General features: G+C 70.7%; 14 protein-coding genes and 2 pseudogenes. 8 read left to right on the forward strand and 8 right to left on the reverse strand.

Annotation, left to right across the window (positions count from 1 at the left end; all coding sequences use genetic code 11):
• Positions 1-6: 6 nt before the first annotated feature.
• Positions 7-666, reverse strand: coding sequence for a vitamin K epoxide reductase family protein (locus tag ACFYYJ_RS18715; protein WP_385130415.1), 660 nt, complete (start codon positions 664-666; stop codon positions 7-9).
• A gap of 183 nt (positions 667-849) precedes the next feature.
• On the opposite strand from ACFYYJ_RS18715, the gene ACFYYJ_RS18720 reads away from it, so the two are divergent.
• Positions 850-1,626: a DUF6227 family protein gene (locus ACFYYJ_RS18720; RefSeq protein ID WP_389133742.1), complete on the forward strand. Its 777-nt coding sequence runs from the start codon at positions 850-852 to the stop codon at positions 1,624-1,626.
• Between the two features lie 65 nt (positions 1,627-1,691).
• On the opposite strand, the gene pfkB is transcribed toward ACFYYJ_RS18720, so the two are convergent.
• The 3 genes from pfkB to ACFYYJ_RS18735 all read right to left on the reverse strand — a co-directional run bounded on the left by pfkB (position 1,692) and on the right by ACFYYJ_RS18735 (position 5,113).
• Positions 1,692-2,648: a 1-phosphofructokinase gene (gene pfkB / locus ACFYYJ_RS18725; protein WP_389133744.1), complete on the reverse strand. Its 957-nt coding sequence runs from the start codon at positions 2,646-2,648 to the stop codon at positions 1,692-1,694.
• A complete protein-coding gene (locus ACFYYJ_RS18730; protein ID WP_385366078.1) occupies positions 2,645-3,406 on the reverse strand; it encodes a DeoR/GlpR family DNA-binding transcription regulator in 762 nt (253 codons plus the stop codon). Before ACFYYJ_RS18730 ends, pfkB begins: the two co-directional genes overlap by 4 nt.
• A gap of 132 nt (positions 3,407-3,538) precedes the next feature.
• Positions 3,539-5,113: an MFS transporter gene (locus ACFYYJ_RS18735; protein ID WP_385130426.1), complete on the reverse strand. Its 1,575-nt coding sequence runs from the start codon at positions 5,111-5,113 to the stop codon at positions 3,539-3,541.
• Positions 5,114-5,175: 62 nt separating this feature from the next.
• Between ACFYYJ_RS18735 and ACFYYJ_RS18740 the strand changes: the two genes are divergently transcribed.
• Positions 5,176-6,123, forward strand: a complete 948-nt coding sequence (locus ACFYYJ_RS18740) for a helix-turn-helix transcriptional regulator (RefSeq protein WP_385366079.1) — start codon at positions 5,176-5,178, stop codon at positions 6,121-6,123.
• A gap of 318 nt (positions 6,124-6,441) precedes the next feature.
• On the opposite strand, the gene ACFYYJ_RS18745 is transcribed toward ACFYYJ_RS18740, so the two are convergent.
• Positions 6,442-7,419 (reverse strand): RNA polymerase sigma factor RpoD/SigA, encoded by a 978-nt coding sequence (locus ACFYYJ_RS18745; RefSeq protein WP_385130432.1) that lies wholly within the window; start codon positions 7,417-7,419, stop codon positions 6,442-6,444.
• A 196-nt stretch (positions 7,420-7,615) separates the two neighbouring features.
• Between ACFYYJ_RS18745 and ACFYYJ_RS18750 the strand changes: the two are divergent.
• Together ACFYYJ_RS18750 and ACFYYJ_RS18755 are read left to right on the forward strand one after the other, a co-directional pair.
• A pseudogene (locus tag ACFYYJ_RS18750) lies at positions 7,616-7,867 on the forward strand (GNAT family N-acetyltransferase); the annotation flags it as partial.
• Positions 7,868-7,988: 121 nt separating this feature from the next.
• Positions 7,989-8,180: pseudogene (locus ACFYYJ_RS18755) on the forward strand (hypothetical protein); the annotation flags it as partial.
• 256 nt (positions 8,181-8,436) lie between these two features.
• Here ACFYYJ_RS18755 and ACFYYJ_RS18760 read toward each other — a convergent pair.
• From ACFYYJ_RS18760 to ACFYYJ_RS18770, 3 genes are all read right to left on the reverse strand, one after another.
• A complete protein-coding gene (locus tag ACFYYJ_RS18760; protein ID WP_385365584.1) occupies positions 8,437-9,234 on the reverse strand; it encodes a dioxygenase in 798 nt (265 codons plus the stop codon).
• Between the two features lie 143 nt (positions 9,235-9,377).
• The gene (locus ACFYYJ_RS18765; protein ID WP_389133747.1) at positions 9,378-10,913 is read right to left on the reverse strand and encodes an MFS transporter; all 1,536 of its coding nucleotides are present in this window, start codon (positions 10,911-10,913) and stop codon (positions 9,378-9,380) included.
• 92 nt (positions 10,914-11,005) lie between these two features.
• Positions 11,006-11,764 carry a TetR/AcrR family transcriptional regulator gene (locus ACFYYJ_RS18770; RefSeq protein ID WP_389133749.1) on the reverse strand — a complete coding sequence of 253 codons (759 nt, stop codon included), beginning with the start codon at positions 11,762-11,764 and terminating at the stop codon, positions 11,006-11,008.
• A 260-nt stretch (positions 11,765-12,024) separates the two neighbouring features.
• Between ACFYYJ_RS18770 and ACFYYJ_RS18775 the strand changes: the two genes are divergently transcribed.
• The 4 genes from ACFYYJ_RS18775 to ACFYYJ_RS18790 form a co-directional block, all read left to right on the forward strand.
• Entirely contained in the window at positions 12,025-13,302 is a 1,278-nt protein-coding gene (locus ACFYYJ_RS18775; RefSeq protein WP_385130444.1) for a M6 family metalloprotease domain-containing protein, read from the forward strand.
• A 517-nt stretch (positions 13,303-13,819) separates the two neighbouring features.
• The gene (locus ACFYYJ_RS18780; RefSeq protein WP_389133752.1) at positions 13,820-14,803 is read left to right on the forward strand and encodes a hypothetical protein; all 984 of its coding nucleotides are present in this window, start codon (positions 13,820-13,822) and stop codon (positions 14,801-14,803) included.
• 62 nt (positions 14,804-14,865) lie between these two features.
• On the forward strand, positions 14,866-15,336 hold the full coding sequence (locus ACFYYJ_RS18785) for an SRPBCC family protein (RefSeq protein WP_385130450.1): 471 nt from the start codon (positions 14,866-14,868) through the stop codon (positions 15,334-15,336).
• Positions 15,337-15,372: 36 nt separating this feature from the next.
• Positions 15,373-16,039: hypothetical protein (locus ACFYYJ_RS18790; RefSeq protein WP_389133755.1), on the forward strand; the 667-nt coding region annotated here is incomplete at its 3' end.

Raw genomic sequence — 16,039 nt, forward strand, 5'->3', positions numbered from 1 at the left:
GTGGCGTCACCCGGTCCAGAAGTCCCACCACCGGGTGAGGACGAGCATCCCGATCACCCCGATGTGCAGGGCGGGCGGGGCCCAGGCGAACTCCGCGAAGAAACCGCGGACCGGGCCGGGGGCGGGGAGCACGCCCGTACGGACGTTGTGCGCGGTGACCGCCCAGAACATCAGCAGGGTCGCCACCCAGGCCAGGCAGCACCACAGACAGAGCGCGTTGATCTCGTACAGCGACTGGATCATCAGCCAGGTGCAGAACCCGACGCCGAAGACCGTGCCCGCGTGCAGGCCGAGCCAGAACCAGCCGCGGTAGCGGGCACCGGCCAGTACGCCCGCGGCCACGCACACCACGACACCGTACGAAACCAGCCCGAGCATGGGATTGGGGAAGCCGAACGCGTGCGCCTGCTCGCTCTGCATCACGCTGCCGCAGGAGACCACCGGATTGAGACTGCACGCCGGCTTGAAGTCCGGGTCCTCCAGCAGGAGGAACTTGTCGAGGGTGATCACCCAGGAGGCGAGGAGTCCGGCCGCCCCGGTCAGGACCAGCAGCCAGGCCAGGCCCTTCGAAGCGGGCACCGCGCCTTCGGGCCCGCTCTCGTGTCGACTTCCGGGCCGTCCTTGTTGGCGCGGGACGTCCACTGTATTCGTTGCCATGCGGCCCATAGTCCCGCGCTCCGTCACAGAGCGGGCCGAACCATGCGCATCCGTACGGAAGTTGACCTGAAGGTGTGGTGGGAACCACTGATGGTTCCCGGACGTTTTACCGAACCCCGGACGTTGTGTCAGAGCCAGGGGCTACGTTGAGCTTCCGCGAAGTGACTAGCTGCGACGGCCTGGAGACCCACCTTGAGCGATCCGTACGAGACAACCGAGGCGCACCTCGACCGCCTCCTGGGCCGCACCCTCAACTCCTTCGACCTGCCCGACGGGTTGGTCGAACGCCTCGGCACGGCGCTCGCCCACAGCTCTTCGCTCCACACCACCCACCACAGCCCGGCGACGGGGCTGTGGCGGGAGACCCACCGGCACACCTACCTGCTGACGGACGGCGGTTCGGTCTCCCTGTGGGAGCTGACGTACCGGCGCGGCGAGGGCGACCGCACCGTCCGGCACGAGGTCTTCGCGAGCAAGGCGGAGAGCCGCCTGGCCGTGGCCCGGCTGTTCGGCGCGGACGCGGCGGACGCCGCGTCGGATCCGGAACTGCTGCCGGGCGACGAGGAGCCGGAGACCGACGTCGCCGTGCTGACCGCGCTGTTCGCGGCCTCCGCCCCCGCGCAGCGACACCGGGAGTACGCGGTGGAGCAGTCCGCCGACCACGCCCGGCGGGTCCTGCGCCGCGCGGAGAACCCGGACCGGCCCGGCGAGGAGGTGGCGGCGCTGCTGCGGTCGGCGTACGCGCACCACATCACGCAGGCGTTCGGCAGCGCCCGGCAGTGCCGCCCGGACGGGCGGGAGGCGGGCTTCAGCCTGTACGAGCACGCCTTCGTGCTGCTGGACGGTACGGAGTTCAGCCTCTGGGAGGTCGAGCACACGGCCACGCCGGACGGGCGGCACATGTGCGAGGTGTACGACAGCGAGGTGGCGGCGCGCGGAGCGATGGAGCACCGCTCCCGGGTGCGCTGACTCCGCCGCCGGTACGGGCGCGGAGCGCACGTACCGGGCCGGGCCCGGGCGGTACCCGCTTCGGGTCAGGGCGTCGCGGGTTCGGACAGGCGGAGCTCCAGGGGCGGGTCCTGGGTGGTGCGGACCGCTTCGGGGTCCAGGTCCGCCGGGGTCGGCATGGCACTGCCGGGGAGCCGGACCGCGGCCGCGCCGTGGGACAGGGCCGAGGCGAGCGCGGTCGGGCCGGCGCCTCCCGCGACGAGGAATCCGGCCAGGGCGGCGTCGCCCGCGCCGACGTTGCTGCGGACCCGGTCCGCGGGGACCCGCGCGGTGCCGTAGTGGACGCCGTCCTCCTCGACGAGGAGCTGGCCGTCGGCGCCCAGTGAGGCGAGCACGGCGCCCGCGCCCAGCGAGCGGAGCTCCCGCGCCGCGTCGAGCACCTCGCCCAGCGTGGACAGCGGGCGGCCGACCGCCGCGGCCAGTTCGGCGGTGTTCGGCTTGACGACGTCGGGGCGGGCCGGGAGCCCCGCGAGCAGCGCCGGGCCGGAGGTGTCCAGGGCCACGCGGGCGCCGCCCTCGTGGGCGCGGGCGACGAGGTCTGCGTACCAGCGGGGTTCGAGGCCGCGCGGGAGGCTGCCGCAGCAGGCGATCCACCGCGCGCCGCCGGAGCAGCCGTGGACGGTGCCGAGGAGGAGGGCGGACTCCGTCGGGGTGAGCTCCGGGCCGGCCGCGTTGATCTTGGTGAGGGTGCCGTCGGGTTCGACGAGGGCGATGTTCGAGCGGGTCTGGCCGGAGATGGTGACCGCGGTGACGTCCACGCCCTGCGCGCCGAGGAGTTCGGCGATCAGGGCGCCCGGGGCTCCGCCGAGCGGGAGGACCGCCGTCGTGCGGTGGCCCGCGGCGGCCACCGCGCGGGAGACGTTGACGCCCTTGCCCCCGGGGTCGACCCGGTCGCCGGTGGCGCGCACGACCGCGCCGCGGACGAGCGAGGGGACCTCGTACGTCCGGTCCAGGGAGGGGTTGGGCGTGACGGTGAGGATCATACGAGCACGACTTCCGTACCGGCGGCCTCGATCGCCGCCTTGTGGGTGGGGGCGAGCCCCGTGTCCGTGATGAGCAGGTCTATGTCCGCGAACGAGCCGAAGCGCGCGAAGTGCTCCTGTCCGGCCTTGGCGGAGTCGGCGAGCAGGACGACCCGGCGGGCGGCGGCGATCGCGGCGCGCTTGACGGCGGCCTCGGCGAGGTCGGGGGTGGTCAGGCCGCCCTGGGCCGCGAAGCCGTTCGTCGCGAGAAAGAGGACGTCGGCGCGGATCTCGGCGTACGCGCGCAACGCCCAGGCGTCGACGGCGGCGCGGGTGCGGTGGCGGACCCGGCCGCCGACGAGGTGGAGGTCGATTCCGGTGTGGTCGGCGAGGCGGGCGGCGACGGGCAGCGCGTGGGTGACCACGGTGAGCGCCGTCTCGACGGGGATGACGGCGGCGAGGCGGGCGATGGTGCTGCCCGCGTCGAGGACGACGCTGCCGCCGCCGGGGAGTTCGGCGAGGGCGGCGGCCGCGATGCGGTCCTTCTCGTCCGCGGCGGTGGCTTCTCGCTCGGTGAGGTCCGGTTCGAAGTCGAGGCGGCCGGCCGGGATGGCGCCGCCGTGCACCCGGCGGACCAGGCCGGCGCGGTCGAGGGCCTTGAGGTCGCGGCGTACGGTCTCGGCGGTCACCTGGAAGCGGTCGGCGAGGGAGAGCACGTCGACGCGGCCGGCCTCGCGGGCGAGGCGGAGGGTCTCCTGCTGGCGCTCCGGCGCGTACATGTGGGTTTACGTCCGTTCCGTGCCCGAATGCGTGGACCCGTCCACCATACGTCCGGTTTCGGACGCCAACAAAGAGAAACGGACACGCCCGCCGGTGGGGGCGGGCGCGTCCGTGAGCCGGGGCGGGTTTCGCTAGGCGACCGGGGTGGGGGTCTTCTCGGCTTCGGGTTCGGCGGGGGCGGTGTACTCGGAGCCGCCCTCGCGCTGCTCCATCGGGATCGGCTTGCGCGGCAGCAGGAACATCACCGCGCAGATCACGACCAGCACCGCCGCGATCGACCACAGCGCGCCGCGGAAGGCGTCGACGTACTGCGGGCCGAAGACCATGTCGTCCTCGATCTGTCCGAAGAAGACGACCGAGGTCAGGGCCAGGCCCAGGGCGTTGCCCATCTGGCCGGTGGTGTTGATCAGGCCGGAGGCGGAGCCGGCGTGCTCGCGCGGCACCTCGGACAGCGTCGTGTCATTGAGCGGCGCCACGATCAGGCCCATGCCGATGCCCATGAGGACCAGCGGGGCCGCCATCTGCCAGGAGGCGATCTCCATGCCGTAGTAGGAGGACTCCCAGATGTAGAGGAGCAGGCCCGCGGCCATGGTCAGCGCGCCGGCCTGGAGCACCTTGCGGCCGAAGCGGGGCACGAGCTTCCCGACGGAGATGCCCGCGGCGGCCGAGACGGAGAGGGAGAAGGGGATGCCGGTGAGGCCGGCGTGCAGGGCGGTCCAGCCGAGGCCCAGCTGCATGTACAGCGTCCAGACCAGGAAGAAGATGCCGGTCGCGATGCCGAAGGTCAGCTGGACGGCGATGCCGCCGGCGAAGCTCTTGACCTTGAAGAGGGAGAGCTCGACGAGCGGGGACCCGTCCTTCTTGATCTTGTACTTCTCGTAGGCGATGAACGCGGCGAAGACGAACGGCGACGCGATCATGCAGACGAATCCCCACAGCGGCCAGCCGTTCTCGCGGCCCTGGGTGAGCGGGAAGATCAGCATGACCAGGGCGAGGGTCGCGAGGACGACGCCGCCGAGGTCGAGGCGCAGGGCCTTGGGGGCCTTGGACTCGCTGATGAACATGCGGCCCAGGATCACGGCCGCGATGCCGACCGGCAGGTTGATCAGGAAGATCGGCCGCCATTCGAGGCCGGCGATGTTCCACTCGCTGAGCAGCGCGCCGAGCATCGGGCCCGAGACGGCGCCGAGGCCCACGATCGCGCCGAACATGCCGAAGACCTTGCCGCGCTCGTGCGGCGGGAAGGTGACGTGGATGATCGCCAGGACCTGCGGGACCATCATGGCCGCCATCCCGCCCTGGAGCAGGCGGGAGGCGACGAGCATGCCCGGGTTGGCCGCGATGCCGCAGAGCAGCGAGGCGGCGGTGAATCCCGCGACACCGATGAGGAAGAGGCGCTTGCGACCGTAGATGTCACCGAGACGGCCGCCGGTGATCAGACCGGCGGCGAAGGCGAGGGCGTAGCCGGCGGTGATCCACTGGATCGCGCTGGTGGACGCGCCGAGGTTCTCGCGCATGCTGGGGATGGCTATGTTGACGATCGTGACGTCGACCAGGTCCATGAAGGTCGCGGTCATCACGATGGCCAGTGCCAGCCAGCGGCGACGGTCCGCCTGCGTGGTTGCGGGTGTTGTTGCCTCGCTCCGCTCTTCTCGTGCGGGCCCGTTCGGTCTCTCGGGCGATTTCTTGGACGTCTCGGTGCTCATGAGGAGAAACCTAGACGGGATGTAGGTCAGGGCGTGTCCTCTTTCGCCGGCAACCTGGTGCCATGACCGACACACCGGCACGGCTGCTCTCCCTGCTGTCCCTCCTCCAGACCCCGCGCGAATGGCCGGGGAGCGAACTGGCGCAGCGGTTGCGGGTCAGCGCGCGGACCATCAGGCGGGACATCGAACGGCTGCGGGAGCTGGGATACCCGGTGGAGGCCACGCTGGGCGCGGAGGGCGGCTACCGGCTGGTGGCCGGGGCCGCGATGCCGCCGCTGCTCCTCGACGACGAGGAGGCGGTGGCGATCGCGGTGGGGCTGCGGGCGGGGGCCGGGCACGCGGTCGACGGGATCGAGGAGGCCTCCGTACGCGCCCTGGCCAAGCTGGAGCAGGTGCTGCCGTCGCGGCTGCGGCACCGGGTGGGCGCGCTGCAGTCCGCGACGACCGCGCTGACGCGGGGGGACGGGGCGAGCGTGGACCCGCGGACGCTGACGACGATGGCCTCGGCGGTGGCGGGGCCGGAGCGGCTGCGGTTCGCGTACCGGGCGGCGGACGGGGCGGAGTCGCGGCGGCTGGTCGAGCCGTACCGGCTCGTCAGCACGGGCAGTCGGTGGTACCTGGTGGCGTACGACATGGAACGCGAGGACTGGCGGACGTTCCGGGTGGACCGGGTGCGGGAGCCGTTCGCGACGGGTGCGCGGTTCGCTCCGCGGGAGCTGCCGATGGACGCGGAGGAGTTCGTACGGCGCGGGCTGCGGGGCGGGGGGACGTACGAGGTGGAGGCCGCCTTCGCGGCGGGCACGGAGCAGCTGCCGCCGTGGCTCCGGGCCTTCGCCCTGCCGGGCGGGGGGCGGCCGGAGACGGTGGTCCGCTTCGAGACGGGGGACGCGCCGGAGTGGATGGCGGCGAGACTGGCCCTGACGGGCCTCCCCTTCACTGTCCGGGAACCGGCGGAGCTGCGCGTTGCGGCGGCGGCCTTGGGGGCGCGGCTGTCGGGCTCGGCCGAGTGAGCCGGCGCGGGTCAAAGATCCGGGGCTCCGCCCCGTACCCCGCGCCTCAAACGCCGGCGGGGCTGGATTTCGGCTGCTGCCGGATCGTAGGTGCGCCCACCATGACTCGCCGCTGCGCGGCAAACGACCGCGCGTGGCGGACGGCAGCGGCCGAATCCAGCCCCGCCGGCGTTTGAGGCGCCGCCGGAGGCACATCGGCCTCGCCGGCGATTGAGGCGCGGGGTCTGGGGGGGAGCCCCAGGGGCCCCGGCACAGGGGAGCCCCGGCGCCTGGGGGGGATAGGCACCGGGGCTCGTTCAGGGGGGTGGGCCGGCCGCGTCAGGCCACCGCGTCGAAGCCCGTGTCCCGCGCCATCCGCTTCAGCTCCAGCAGCGCGTGCTTCTCGATCTGGCGGATCCGCTCGCGGGTCAGGCCGTGCTGCTTGCCGACCTCCGTCAGGGTCCGCTCCCGACCGTCCTCGATGCCGTACCGCATCTTGATGATCGACGCGGTGCGCTGGTCGAGCTTGCCGAGCAGGTCCTCCAGCTCCTCGCTGCGCAGCAGCGAGAGCACGGACTGCTCGGGGGAGATCGCGGCGGTGTCCTCCAGGAGGTCGCCGAACTGCGTCTCGCCCTGGTCGTCGACCGACATGTTCAGGCTGACCGGGTCGCGCGCCCAGTCCAGGACGTCGCCCACGCGCTTCTCCGTCGAGTCCAGCTCGGCGGCGATCTCGGCGTGCTCCGGGTCCCGGCCGTGCTCGCGGTTGAACTCGCGCTGGACGCGGCGGATCCGACCGAGCTCCTCGACCAGGTGCACGGGGAGGCGGATGGTGCGGGACTGGTCCGCGATGGAGCGGGTGATCGCCTGGCGGATCCACCACGTGGCGTACGTGGAGAACTTGAAGCCCTTGGTGTAGTCGAACTTCTCGACCGCGCGGACCAGGCCGGCGTTGCCCTCCTGGATGAGGTCGAGGAGCGGGAGACCGCTGCGCGGGTAGCGGCGGGCCACGGCGACGACGAGGCGGAGGTTGGAGCGGATGAAGACTTCCTTGGCGCGCTCGCCTTCGGCGGCCAGCGCCTCCAGCTCCTCGCGGGCGGGCACGTCGCCCTCCCGCTCGATCTCGCCGTCGAGGATCTGCTGGGCGTACACGCCCGCCTCGATGATCTGCGAGAGCTCCACTTCCTTGGCGGCGTCGAGCAGCGGGGTGCGCGCGATCTCGTCCAGGTACATGCCGACCAGGTCGCGGTCTGCGATCTCCCCGCCCGCAGCGCGTGCGCTGCTCGTGGACTGGCGACGGGCGACGGCGCGGGTTGCCATGCGTGCTCCCTTGCGATGAGTTCGGTCGCGGTGCGGCTGCGGGACGGCCACCGTGGTGCGGTGGGACGCCCTTCGGACACTCTCCCGAGTGCCCGCTTCCGAAGGAAACAACGACTGGAATCAGGACAGAATTCCCACGTTGCGCCCTCTTTTTCGAGATCTTGCAGTATCCTGCCCCGCCACGAGAGGGAAGCGGATTCCGCAGGACGCCGAGGAGGTGCAGGTCAGGCCGGGGACGGAGGCCGATCCGGCACCCCTCACGGACGTGTACAACCACTACGTCCGTGAGACCGCCGTCACATCCGACACGGCCGCCTCGACCCCGGAACAGCGCCACCGATGGCCGCACTCCCACCCTGAAGACGGCCCTCACCGGCTTCTGGTTGCCTGGACCGGCAATCGAATCGCCGGATACGCCACAAGCAGCCCATTCCGCCCCAAACCGGCGTCGCCTGGGCCACCACCCTTCCGGGTGAGGGTGCGGGGCGCCCAAGGGCTGATACTCCATGCGTCAGGTCGCTCTTGTGGGTGATCGCGCGTTTGGGGTCAACGTGGCTACGGTCGCGGGTATGAAATCCAAGGAGCGGGCGGCGTTAGCCGCGCCGTTCGTTGCACCCGGCCCTCGTGGTGTGTCAATACGTGACCGCCTCAAGGGCCTGACCGGTGACGATGAGAGGGTGCTGCGGCTGGTGGGCGCGCACCTGGGTGCACTTGCCGGGCGGGATCTGAAGAACCGCTGCTCGGACGGTCTGGAGCATTCGAACACCAGAGCGATCGTCGTGGGCATCGGACCGTCCAGGCCGCACCGGACACCCGAGGACGTGAGGAAGCCCGACACCGCGTTCCCGGACCACGCACACGATGCGCGCAGCCCGGACACGGACAGAAAGCGGGCAACCAGCACGCCCAACACCGTCCGGGGCGTGCGGCTGGCGGAGAGCGGTCCTGGCAACAGGACCCACTACCGCTCAGCCCCTAAGAACGGTTCATCGAGGTGTCACCCAGACCTCGAACTCCCTAGCCGAACTGGAGGGAGCGCTTCGAGAGGCCCATCCAGAAGCCCGTCACCGGGTCGCGGCGGGCGGTGAGGTCGCCCGTGGCTTCGGCTGCGCCGAGGGTGACGAAGAGGGGGGCGAAGTGTTCGGTGCGGGGGTGGGCCAGGCGGCCCGAGGGGGACTTGGCCTCGAAGTCGAGCAGTGAGTCCAGGTCGCCCGCGGCGAGGGCCTCGTGGCCCCAGGCGTCGAACTCCGCGGACCAGGCGGGCGTGCCCGCGTGGCGCAGGGCCGCCAGGTTGTGGGTGAAGAAGCCGCTGCCGACGATCAGGACGCCCTCGTCGCGCAGGGGTGCGAGCTTGCGGCCGATGTCCATCAGGCGGCGCGGGTCGAGGGTCGGCATGGATATCTGGAGCACCGGTATGTCGGCCTCCGGGAACATCTCCACGAGGGGGACGTACGCGCCGTGGTCGAGCCCGCGGTCCGGGATGTCCTGGACGGGGGTGCCGGGGGCCCGGAGGAGCCCCCGGACCTCGGCGGCGAGCTGCGGGGCGCCCGGAGCTTCGTAGCGGACCTGGTAGTAGTGCTCGGGGAAGCCCCAGAAGTCGTACACGAGCGGGATCGTCTCGGTCGCGCCGAGGGCGAGGGGCGCCTCCTCCCAGTGGGCGGAGACCATCAGGATCGCCCGGGGGCGGGGCAGGCCGGCGGACCAGGCGGCCAGTTCGCCCGGCCAGACCGGGTCGTCGGCGAGCGGCGGCGCCCCGTGGCTGAGGTAGAGCGCCGGCATGCGGGTCCCCTGCGGGGGTGTGGCCGTGGGGGTCATGAGGGGCTCCTCCGTCGGGGTGCGGGGCCGGGCCCTGCGGGGTCGTACGGGGCCACCTGAAAAGACTAACCCCGCTTGGTTCAAATTTGAACCAAGCGGGGTGGTCAGTCATTCCGAGTCATTCCCGGACGGGCACCGCCCCGTCAGTGGGCGATCACCGGAACCTTGACCTCGGCGTCCTCGGCCGAACCGGCGGCCACCACGCCGCCCGCGCCCGGGCGGCCCGTGTTGATCAGCGTCAGGGCGATGGTGGAGCTGGCGACCAGGATGCCGACGGCCCACCAGATGGCGGAGGAGTAGCCCTCGACCATGGCCTGCGCCTGTACGAGCTTGGCCGCCGCGCCGCCCGCCGCGGCCTCGGCCGCGTGGTCCGTCAGGTACGCGGTGGTCGCCGAGGCGGCGATGGTGTTCAGCAGCGCGGTGCCGATGGCGCCGCCGACCTGCTGCGAGGTGTTGACCATGGCGGAGGCGACACCGGCGTCGGCCGGGTTCACCCCGTGCGTGGCCAGCGACATGGCGGGCATGAACGCCGTACCCATGCCGAGGCCGAGCAGCAGCTGCGCCGGCAGGATCAGCGCCGGGTACGAGGAGCCGACCTCCAGCTGCGTCAGCAGCAGCATGCCGGTGGCGGCGAGCAGGAAGCCCGGGCCCATCAGCAGCCGCGGCGCGACCCGGGTCATCAGGCGGGCGCCGATCTGGGTGGAGCCCGTGATCATGCCCGCGATCATCGGCAGGAAGGCGAAGCCGGTCTTGACGGGCGAGAAGCCCTTCACGACCTGGAGGTAGTAGGTGAGGAAGAGGAACAGGCCGAACATCGCGATGACGGCCAAGCCGAGCGAGAGGTAGACACCGCCGCGGTTGCGCTCCAGCAGGACGCGCAGCGGCAGCAGCGGGGACTTCACCTTGGACTCGACGAAGACGAAGGAGGCGAGGAGCGCCGCCGAGGCGATGAACATGGAGACGGTGACCGCGTCCGACCAGCCGGCGGACTCGGCACGGGTGAAGCCGTAGACCAGCGCGACGAGACCGAGCGTGGAGAGGATCACGCCGGGGATGTCGAGGGGCGCGCGGTTGCGGCTGCCCGCGGGCTCACGGATGACCAGCCAGGCGCCCACGGCCGCGATGATCGCGAACGGGATGTTGACGAAGAAGGTCCAGCGCCAGTTGAGGTACTCGGTGAGGAAACCGCCGAGGATCAGGCCGACGGCGCCGCCGCCGCCCGCGATCGCACCGTAGATGCCGAAGGCCTTGGCCCGCTCCTTGGCGTCGGTGAACATGACGGCCAGCAGCGAGAGGGCGGCCGGCGCGAGCAGCGCGCCGAAGGCGCCCTGGAGGGCACGGGCACCCAGCATCATGGCCTGGCCGTTGGCCGCGCCACCGAGGGCGGAGGCCAGGGCGAAGCCGATGAGGCCGACGACGAAGGCGTTCCTGCGGCCCCACTTGTCGGCGATGCGGCCGCCGAAGAGGAGCAGACCGCCAAAGGCCAGCGCGTACGCCGTGATGACCCACTGGCGGTTTCCGTCGGAGATGCCGAGGTCGGTCTGGGCCGAGGGGAGGGCGATGTTCACGATGGTCGCGTCGAGGACGACCATCAGCTGGGCCAGGGCTATGAAGACGAGCGCCTTCCAGCGACTGGGATCAGCGGCAGCCTGCGGGGGTGTCGCGGCTGTTTTCGACATGGGGGTACCCACTTCGCGGTGCGGAATGAATGACGTATGGGATGTACGGCGGGAAAATTACTGAAAGACGATATTTGCGACTGAACTGCGCGTCACATGGTTTTCCGCCTCAGGTCCTCGAGCGTGGCCGCCGAACCGGGCAGCACGGAGTGGGCCGGAGCCCGCAACCCGTCGAGGAAGAGCTGGATGTGACGGTGGGTGAAGCGGTCGATTTCGATGCAGTCGGTACCGGGGAGGGGGCGGCTGAGCTGGGACAGGGCGACCATCAGGTCGCCGACGCCGATGTCCGTGCGGATCAGACCCGCCTCCTGACCGGCGGTCAGCAGGGTTTCGACGGCGGCCTCCAGGGAGGCGCGCGCGTCGAGGAGTTCGGGGTGGTCGCGGTCGAAGCCCTCGGCGAGCATCGGGCACAGGGCGCCGATCCGCTCGTCCGCGGCGGAGTGCGTGAAGCGGCACAGGGCCGCGAAGGCGTCTGGCTCCTCCGCGAGGGAGGCCTCGGCGGAGGTGGTGACCCGGCCCATGACGAAGAGCACGACCTGGTGGATCAGGGTCGGGCGGTCCGGGAAGTGCCGGTAGAGGGTGGCGTTGCCGACGCCCGCCCGGCGGGCGACCTCGTCGAAGGGGGCGTTGCAGCCGAACTCGACGAACATCTCGCGGGCCGCCGTGAGGATCCGCTCCCGGTTCCGCACCGCGTCGGCCCGCGGCCGCGGGACGGCACGAGCGGCGGGTGCCGGTGCGCCGGACGCGGCCGGTGCGGTCGGCTCGGGATGCTCGGGATGCTCGGCCACCGACGTTCCCCCGCTCGCCGCCCCGGAGGCCTCGGCTGTCTTCGTGGTGCTGTGGCGCTTCATTCCGGGGCCTCCCTGGCGCTGCGATCCGTACGGCCCCTCCCAAACGGGGAGCCGGTCCCCACTTCGTGGGACTCACGTTGAAACGGGGATCGGCTCCCCGGTTATTTCACCCCTGAGTGTGAGCCGGGCCACACGACACTTCGGGGCCCGTCACCGTTTGGCCTCTCCCGACGCGCGGGCGCGCCACGCCCGTCAGAGGGTGATCGCACAGAGCGCAGACCGGGCAGGGCCGGCTGCCGCGGAGCCGAAGGCGATCTCCAATGCCGCAGACGCGCCACCGGATACGCAGGCCACGCCTCACCAGGGCCTACATCGGCCTCACCGCGCTGGCCCTCGGTGTCACGGCGACTGCGAGCGCGGGCATGTCCAGCCGCGGCCACTCCGCGGCCGGGCCGGTCGCCACCAGCGCCGAGTCGGCCCTCGCGCCGTGCCGGATCGCCGGCACGATGGGCGTGCAGATGTCCGAGGGCCTGCCGACCCCACCGGGGTACTCCCGCTCGACCGGCGAGGTCCGCGCGCTGAACCTGATGATCGACTTCCCCGACGCCAAGGGCGAGGGGGCGGCCACGGACCGGCTCGCGGAGTTCTTCCCGCAGACCTCGGACTGGTTCCGCACCAGCTCCTACGGACGGCTCACCTACCGGGCCGAGGCGCCGATAAAGAACTGGCTGCGGATGCCGATGCCCTTCGCCTCGTACGGGATCGAGCGCGGATCCGCGTACGAGCCCGGCTACCGGCAGCTCGTCGAGCACATAGCCAAGGCCGCCGACCCCGAGGTGGACTTCACCCGGTACGACCTGATCAACATCCTCGTGACGCCGAACGCCGGCCCGTCCGCCCTGGACACCGTCCTGTCGGTGACCTTCTCGGGCAACGGCGAGGCGCCGACCGCCGACGGGGTGCCGCTGGCCAACACGTCCTTCGTCTACAGCCGGCAGGACGACGGCTCCGGCACCTACCGGGAGACCGGCTACCGGGTGCTCCCCCACGAGAACGGGCACGTCTTCGGGCTGCCCGACCTCTACACCTCCGACGGCGGGGGCACGGTCGGGCACTGGGACATCATGAGCGAGGACTGGGGCGCCAACAACGACCTGCTGGGCTGGCACAAGTGGAAGCTGGGCTGGCTGGACAGCTCGCAGATCAGCTGCGCCGCGAAGTCGGGCACCAGCGACCACATCCTGTCGCCACTGGCGGTGGAGGGCGGTACGAAGCTGGCCTTCGTCCCGATCTCGGAGAGCGTCGGGTACGCGGTGGAGGTGCGCACCCAGGCCGGGAACGACGAGGCCGTCTGCAAGCCGGGCGTCCTCATATACAAGGTGGACTCCGACGTGGACACCGGGCACGGACCGGTGACGGTCTCGGACAGCTCGGGTTCGAGCGGCGGCTGCACCCGGCGGCCCAACGTGCACTCGGAGCTCTCCGACGCGCCGTTCCGCCCGGGCGAGACCTTCACCGACGACAAGGCGGGCATCAGCATCTCGGTGGTCGGCGAACTGCGCAACGGCAACTTCCAGGTGCGGATCATCCGCCCCTGACCGTCCGCGGGTGGGCGGCCGACCCCATGGTTTCCGCCAACGCCCGGCACGCCGGGTACGTCCGGGGCTTACCGGTGGGTACCGTTCCGGGCTTCGCGCCGCCCTCGGAGCGCGCCGCGGACCGCGCACGCGCCCGCGTTCCGGTTCCGACGGACGGGCGGTGGATTTCCCTGACTGTCGCTCAATTCGACACTGTGAGAAGGCCGTTCCGCATCACGTCCCGATCGGGGAGGAACCCGACTGGAGTATTCACCATGGGCGGCGCCACCAGCCGAACGGTTCCCGTAGAAATCTACGAAGAGCGGTTCTCAGCCAGGGGAGTTTTCATGTCTTCGGCCGCTAGCTGACTCCACTGGGGCCCCTGTGTACTCCTGGTGCAAGCGTCAACAGCACGGGGGATTGCGCTTGTTGTGTCCGCACGTCCGGCCACCACGTTTCGTGGGGCTTCTGCGTGCTGCCGGTTTTCCGGCCGGACCATTGGATCCCCCCTGGCGTTCTTCGAACGAAGGGGACAGTCATGAGCAAGAAGTTAGCCACGCGGAACATCGAGATCGTCTGGCCCGACCTCGGTATCACCGTCACCGCCGAACTCGACGGTCGTAACCCCGAACTGGCCGACGCCCTCTGGGACTCACTGCCCTACCAGAGCCTCCAGGGCCACGCCCTGGTCGCCGGTCAGCACCTCTACCACCACGTGCCGATCCCCTCCCTGCTCCACCTCCACGCCTCCGAAAAGATCGCCGACCGCCGCGACGCACCCGACGGAACCGTCTTCTGCTCCGGCCTCCAACACCTCGGCATCAAATACGGCGCCCTCACCGAACCCATGCCCGCAGCCCCCGTCGGCCGCATCCGCGAAGAAGACATCGCGGCACTGAAGGAAGCCGGCGGCGCCGTATGGGACGCCGTCTACTCCACCAAGAAGCAGATCCTCGTCGAGGTCCGCAAAGCCGGCACCACCGGCGGCCACACCATCCCCGAACTCACCGCCACCAACGCCGACGCACAGGCACTGATCCACGACGTCTTCACCGAGACCGACCGGTACTGGCTCACCGCACCGCCCGAACTCGCCGACCTCCACGAAGGCCTGATCCCCTCCGGCGCGGGCACCCTCGACACCGTCCTGCCCACCCTCCTCTTCGTCAACGGCGAAACCCGCCCCCTCGGCTACGCCTCCTACGGCGGACTCATCCGCGCAGCCGTCGCCGACATGCCCATCGAATCCCTCCGCCAGATGACCCGCCTCCTCGTCGGCGTCCCCGCGGAATTCCTCGGCTACTGCGGACTCGAAAAACTCTGGGCATACACCCAACGCTTCCTCGACGTCCTCGACCACCTCGACCGCGACGACTACCTCGCCGTCACCCGCCAACTCGCCCTCTACATCAACCTCCTCGGCGCCTGGAACCTCCACCTCTTCCCCTGGGACGCCACCGACCACCTCCGCCAACAACACCCCGCCGAGCGGGAACAGTCAGTCGAACTGGTGAACCAATAGGTCCCACGCGGCACTCGTCTTCGCCGACCACCCCTCCCCTTCCGAACCGAACTGGAGTTCCCATGGGTATCGCCAACAAGCACACGATGTACGACTCGACCGTCATCGACGCCACTCCGGACGCCGTCTGGGCCGTCGTCCGCGACGCCCTGAAGGTGGTGTCGATCGTGTCCGGTCCCAACGCGAAGGACGTGGGCTGGGCCGAGGGCGGCGAGGTCGAGCGGGTGCCGGCGCGTTACGACTTCACGCTGGTCTTCAACGACGGTCTCGTCCAGCAGGAGATCGCCGGGCGCAACGAGGTGGAGCGTTCGCAGACCTACCGCGCCGTCGCCCCGACGATGGGTGTCGACCAGTACGTCGCCACGATCCGCATCCGGCCGATCACCAACGACCCGAACCGCTGCTTCTTCGACTGGACCCGCGAGCTGACGATCGCCGACGACGCGGACCCCGCGGTCGTCGAGGCGATCGTCGCAATGATGTCGAAGCAGACCGACGCCATGCGGGACCACTTCGCGTCGACCGAGAAGTAATTGCGACGGAACACCTCGATATTGAAGGGAAATGCCGTGACCGAGATATCCATGTCCACTGCTCGACACATCGAGATCGTCTGGCCCGACCTCGGTATCACCGTCACCGCCGAACTCGACGGTCGTAACCCCGAACTGGCCGACGCCCTCTGGGACTCACTGCCCTACCAGAGCCTCCAGGGCCACGCCCTGGTCGCCGGTCAGCACCTCTACCACCACGTGCCGATCCCCTCCCTGCTCCACCTCCACGCCTCCGAAAAGATCGCCGACCGCCGCGACGCACCCGACGGAACCGTCTTCTGCTCCGGCCTCCAACACCTCGGCATCAAATACGGCACCCTCACCGAACCCATGCCCGCAGCCCCCGTCGGCCGCATCCGCGAAGAAGACATCGCGGCACTGAAGGAAGCCGGCGGCGCCGTATGGGACGCCGTCTACTCCACCAAGAAGCAGATCCTCGTCGAGGTCCGCAAAGCCGGCACCACCGGCGGCCACACCATCCCCGAACTCACCGCCACCAACGCCGACGCACAGGCACTGATCCACGACGTCTTCACCGAGACCGACCGGTACTGGCTCACCGCACCGCCCGAACTCGCCGACCTACACGAAGGCCTGATCCCCTCCGGCGCGGGCACCCTCGACACCGTCCTGCCCACCCTCCTCTTCGTCAACGGCGAAACCCGCCCCCTCGGCTACGCCT

Origin of the sequence: Streptomyces sp. NPDC002467 (genome assembly GCF_042889825.1) — a bacterium.
Lineage (GTDB): Bacteria > Actinomycetota > Actinomycetes > Streptomycetales > Streptomycetaceae > Streptomyces.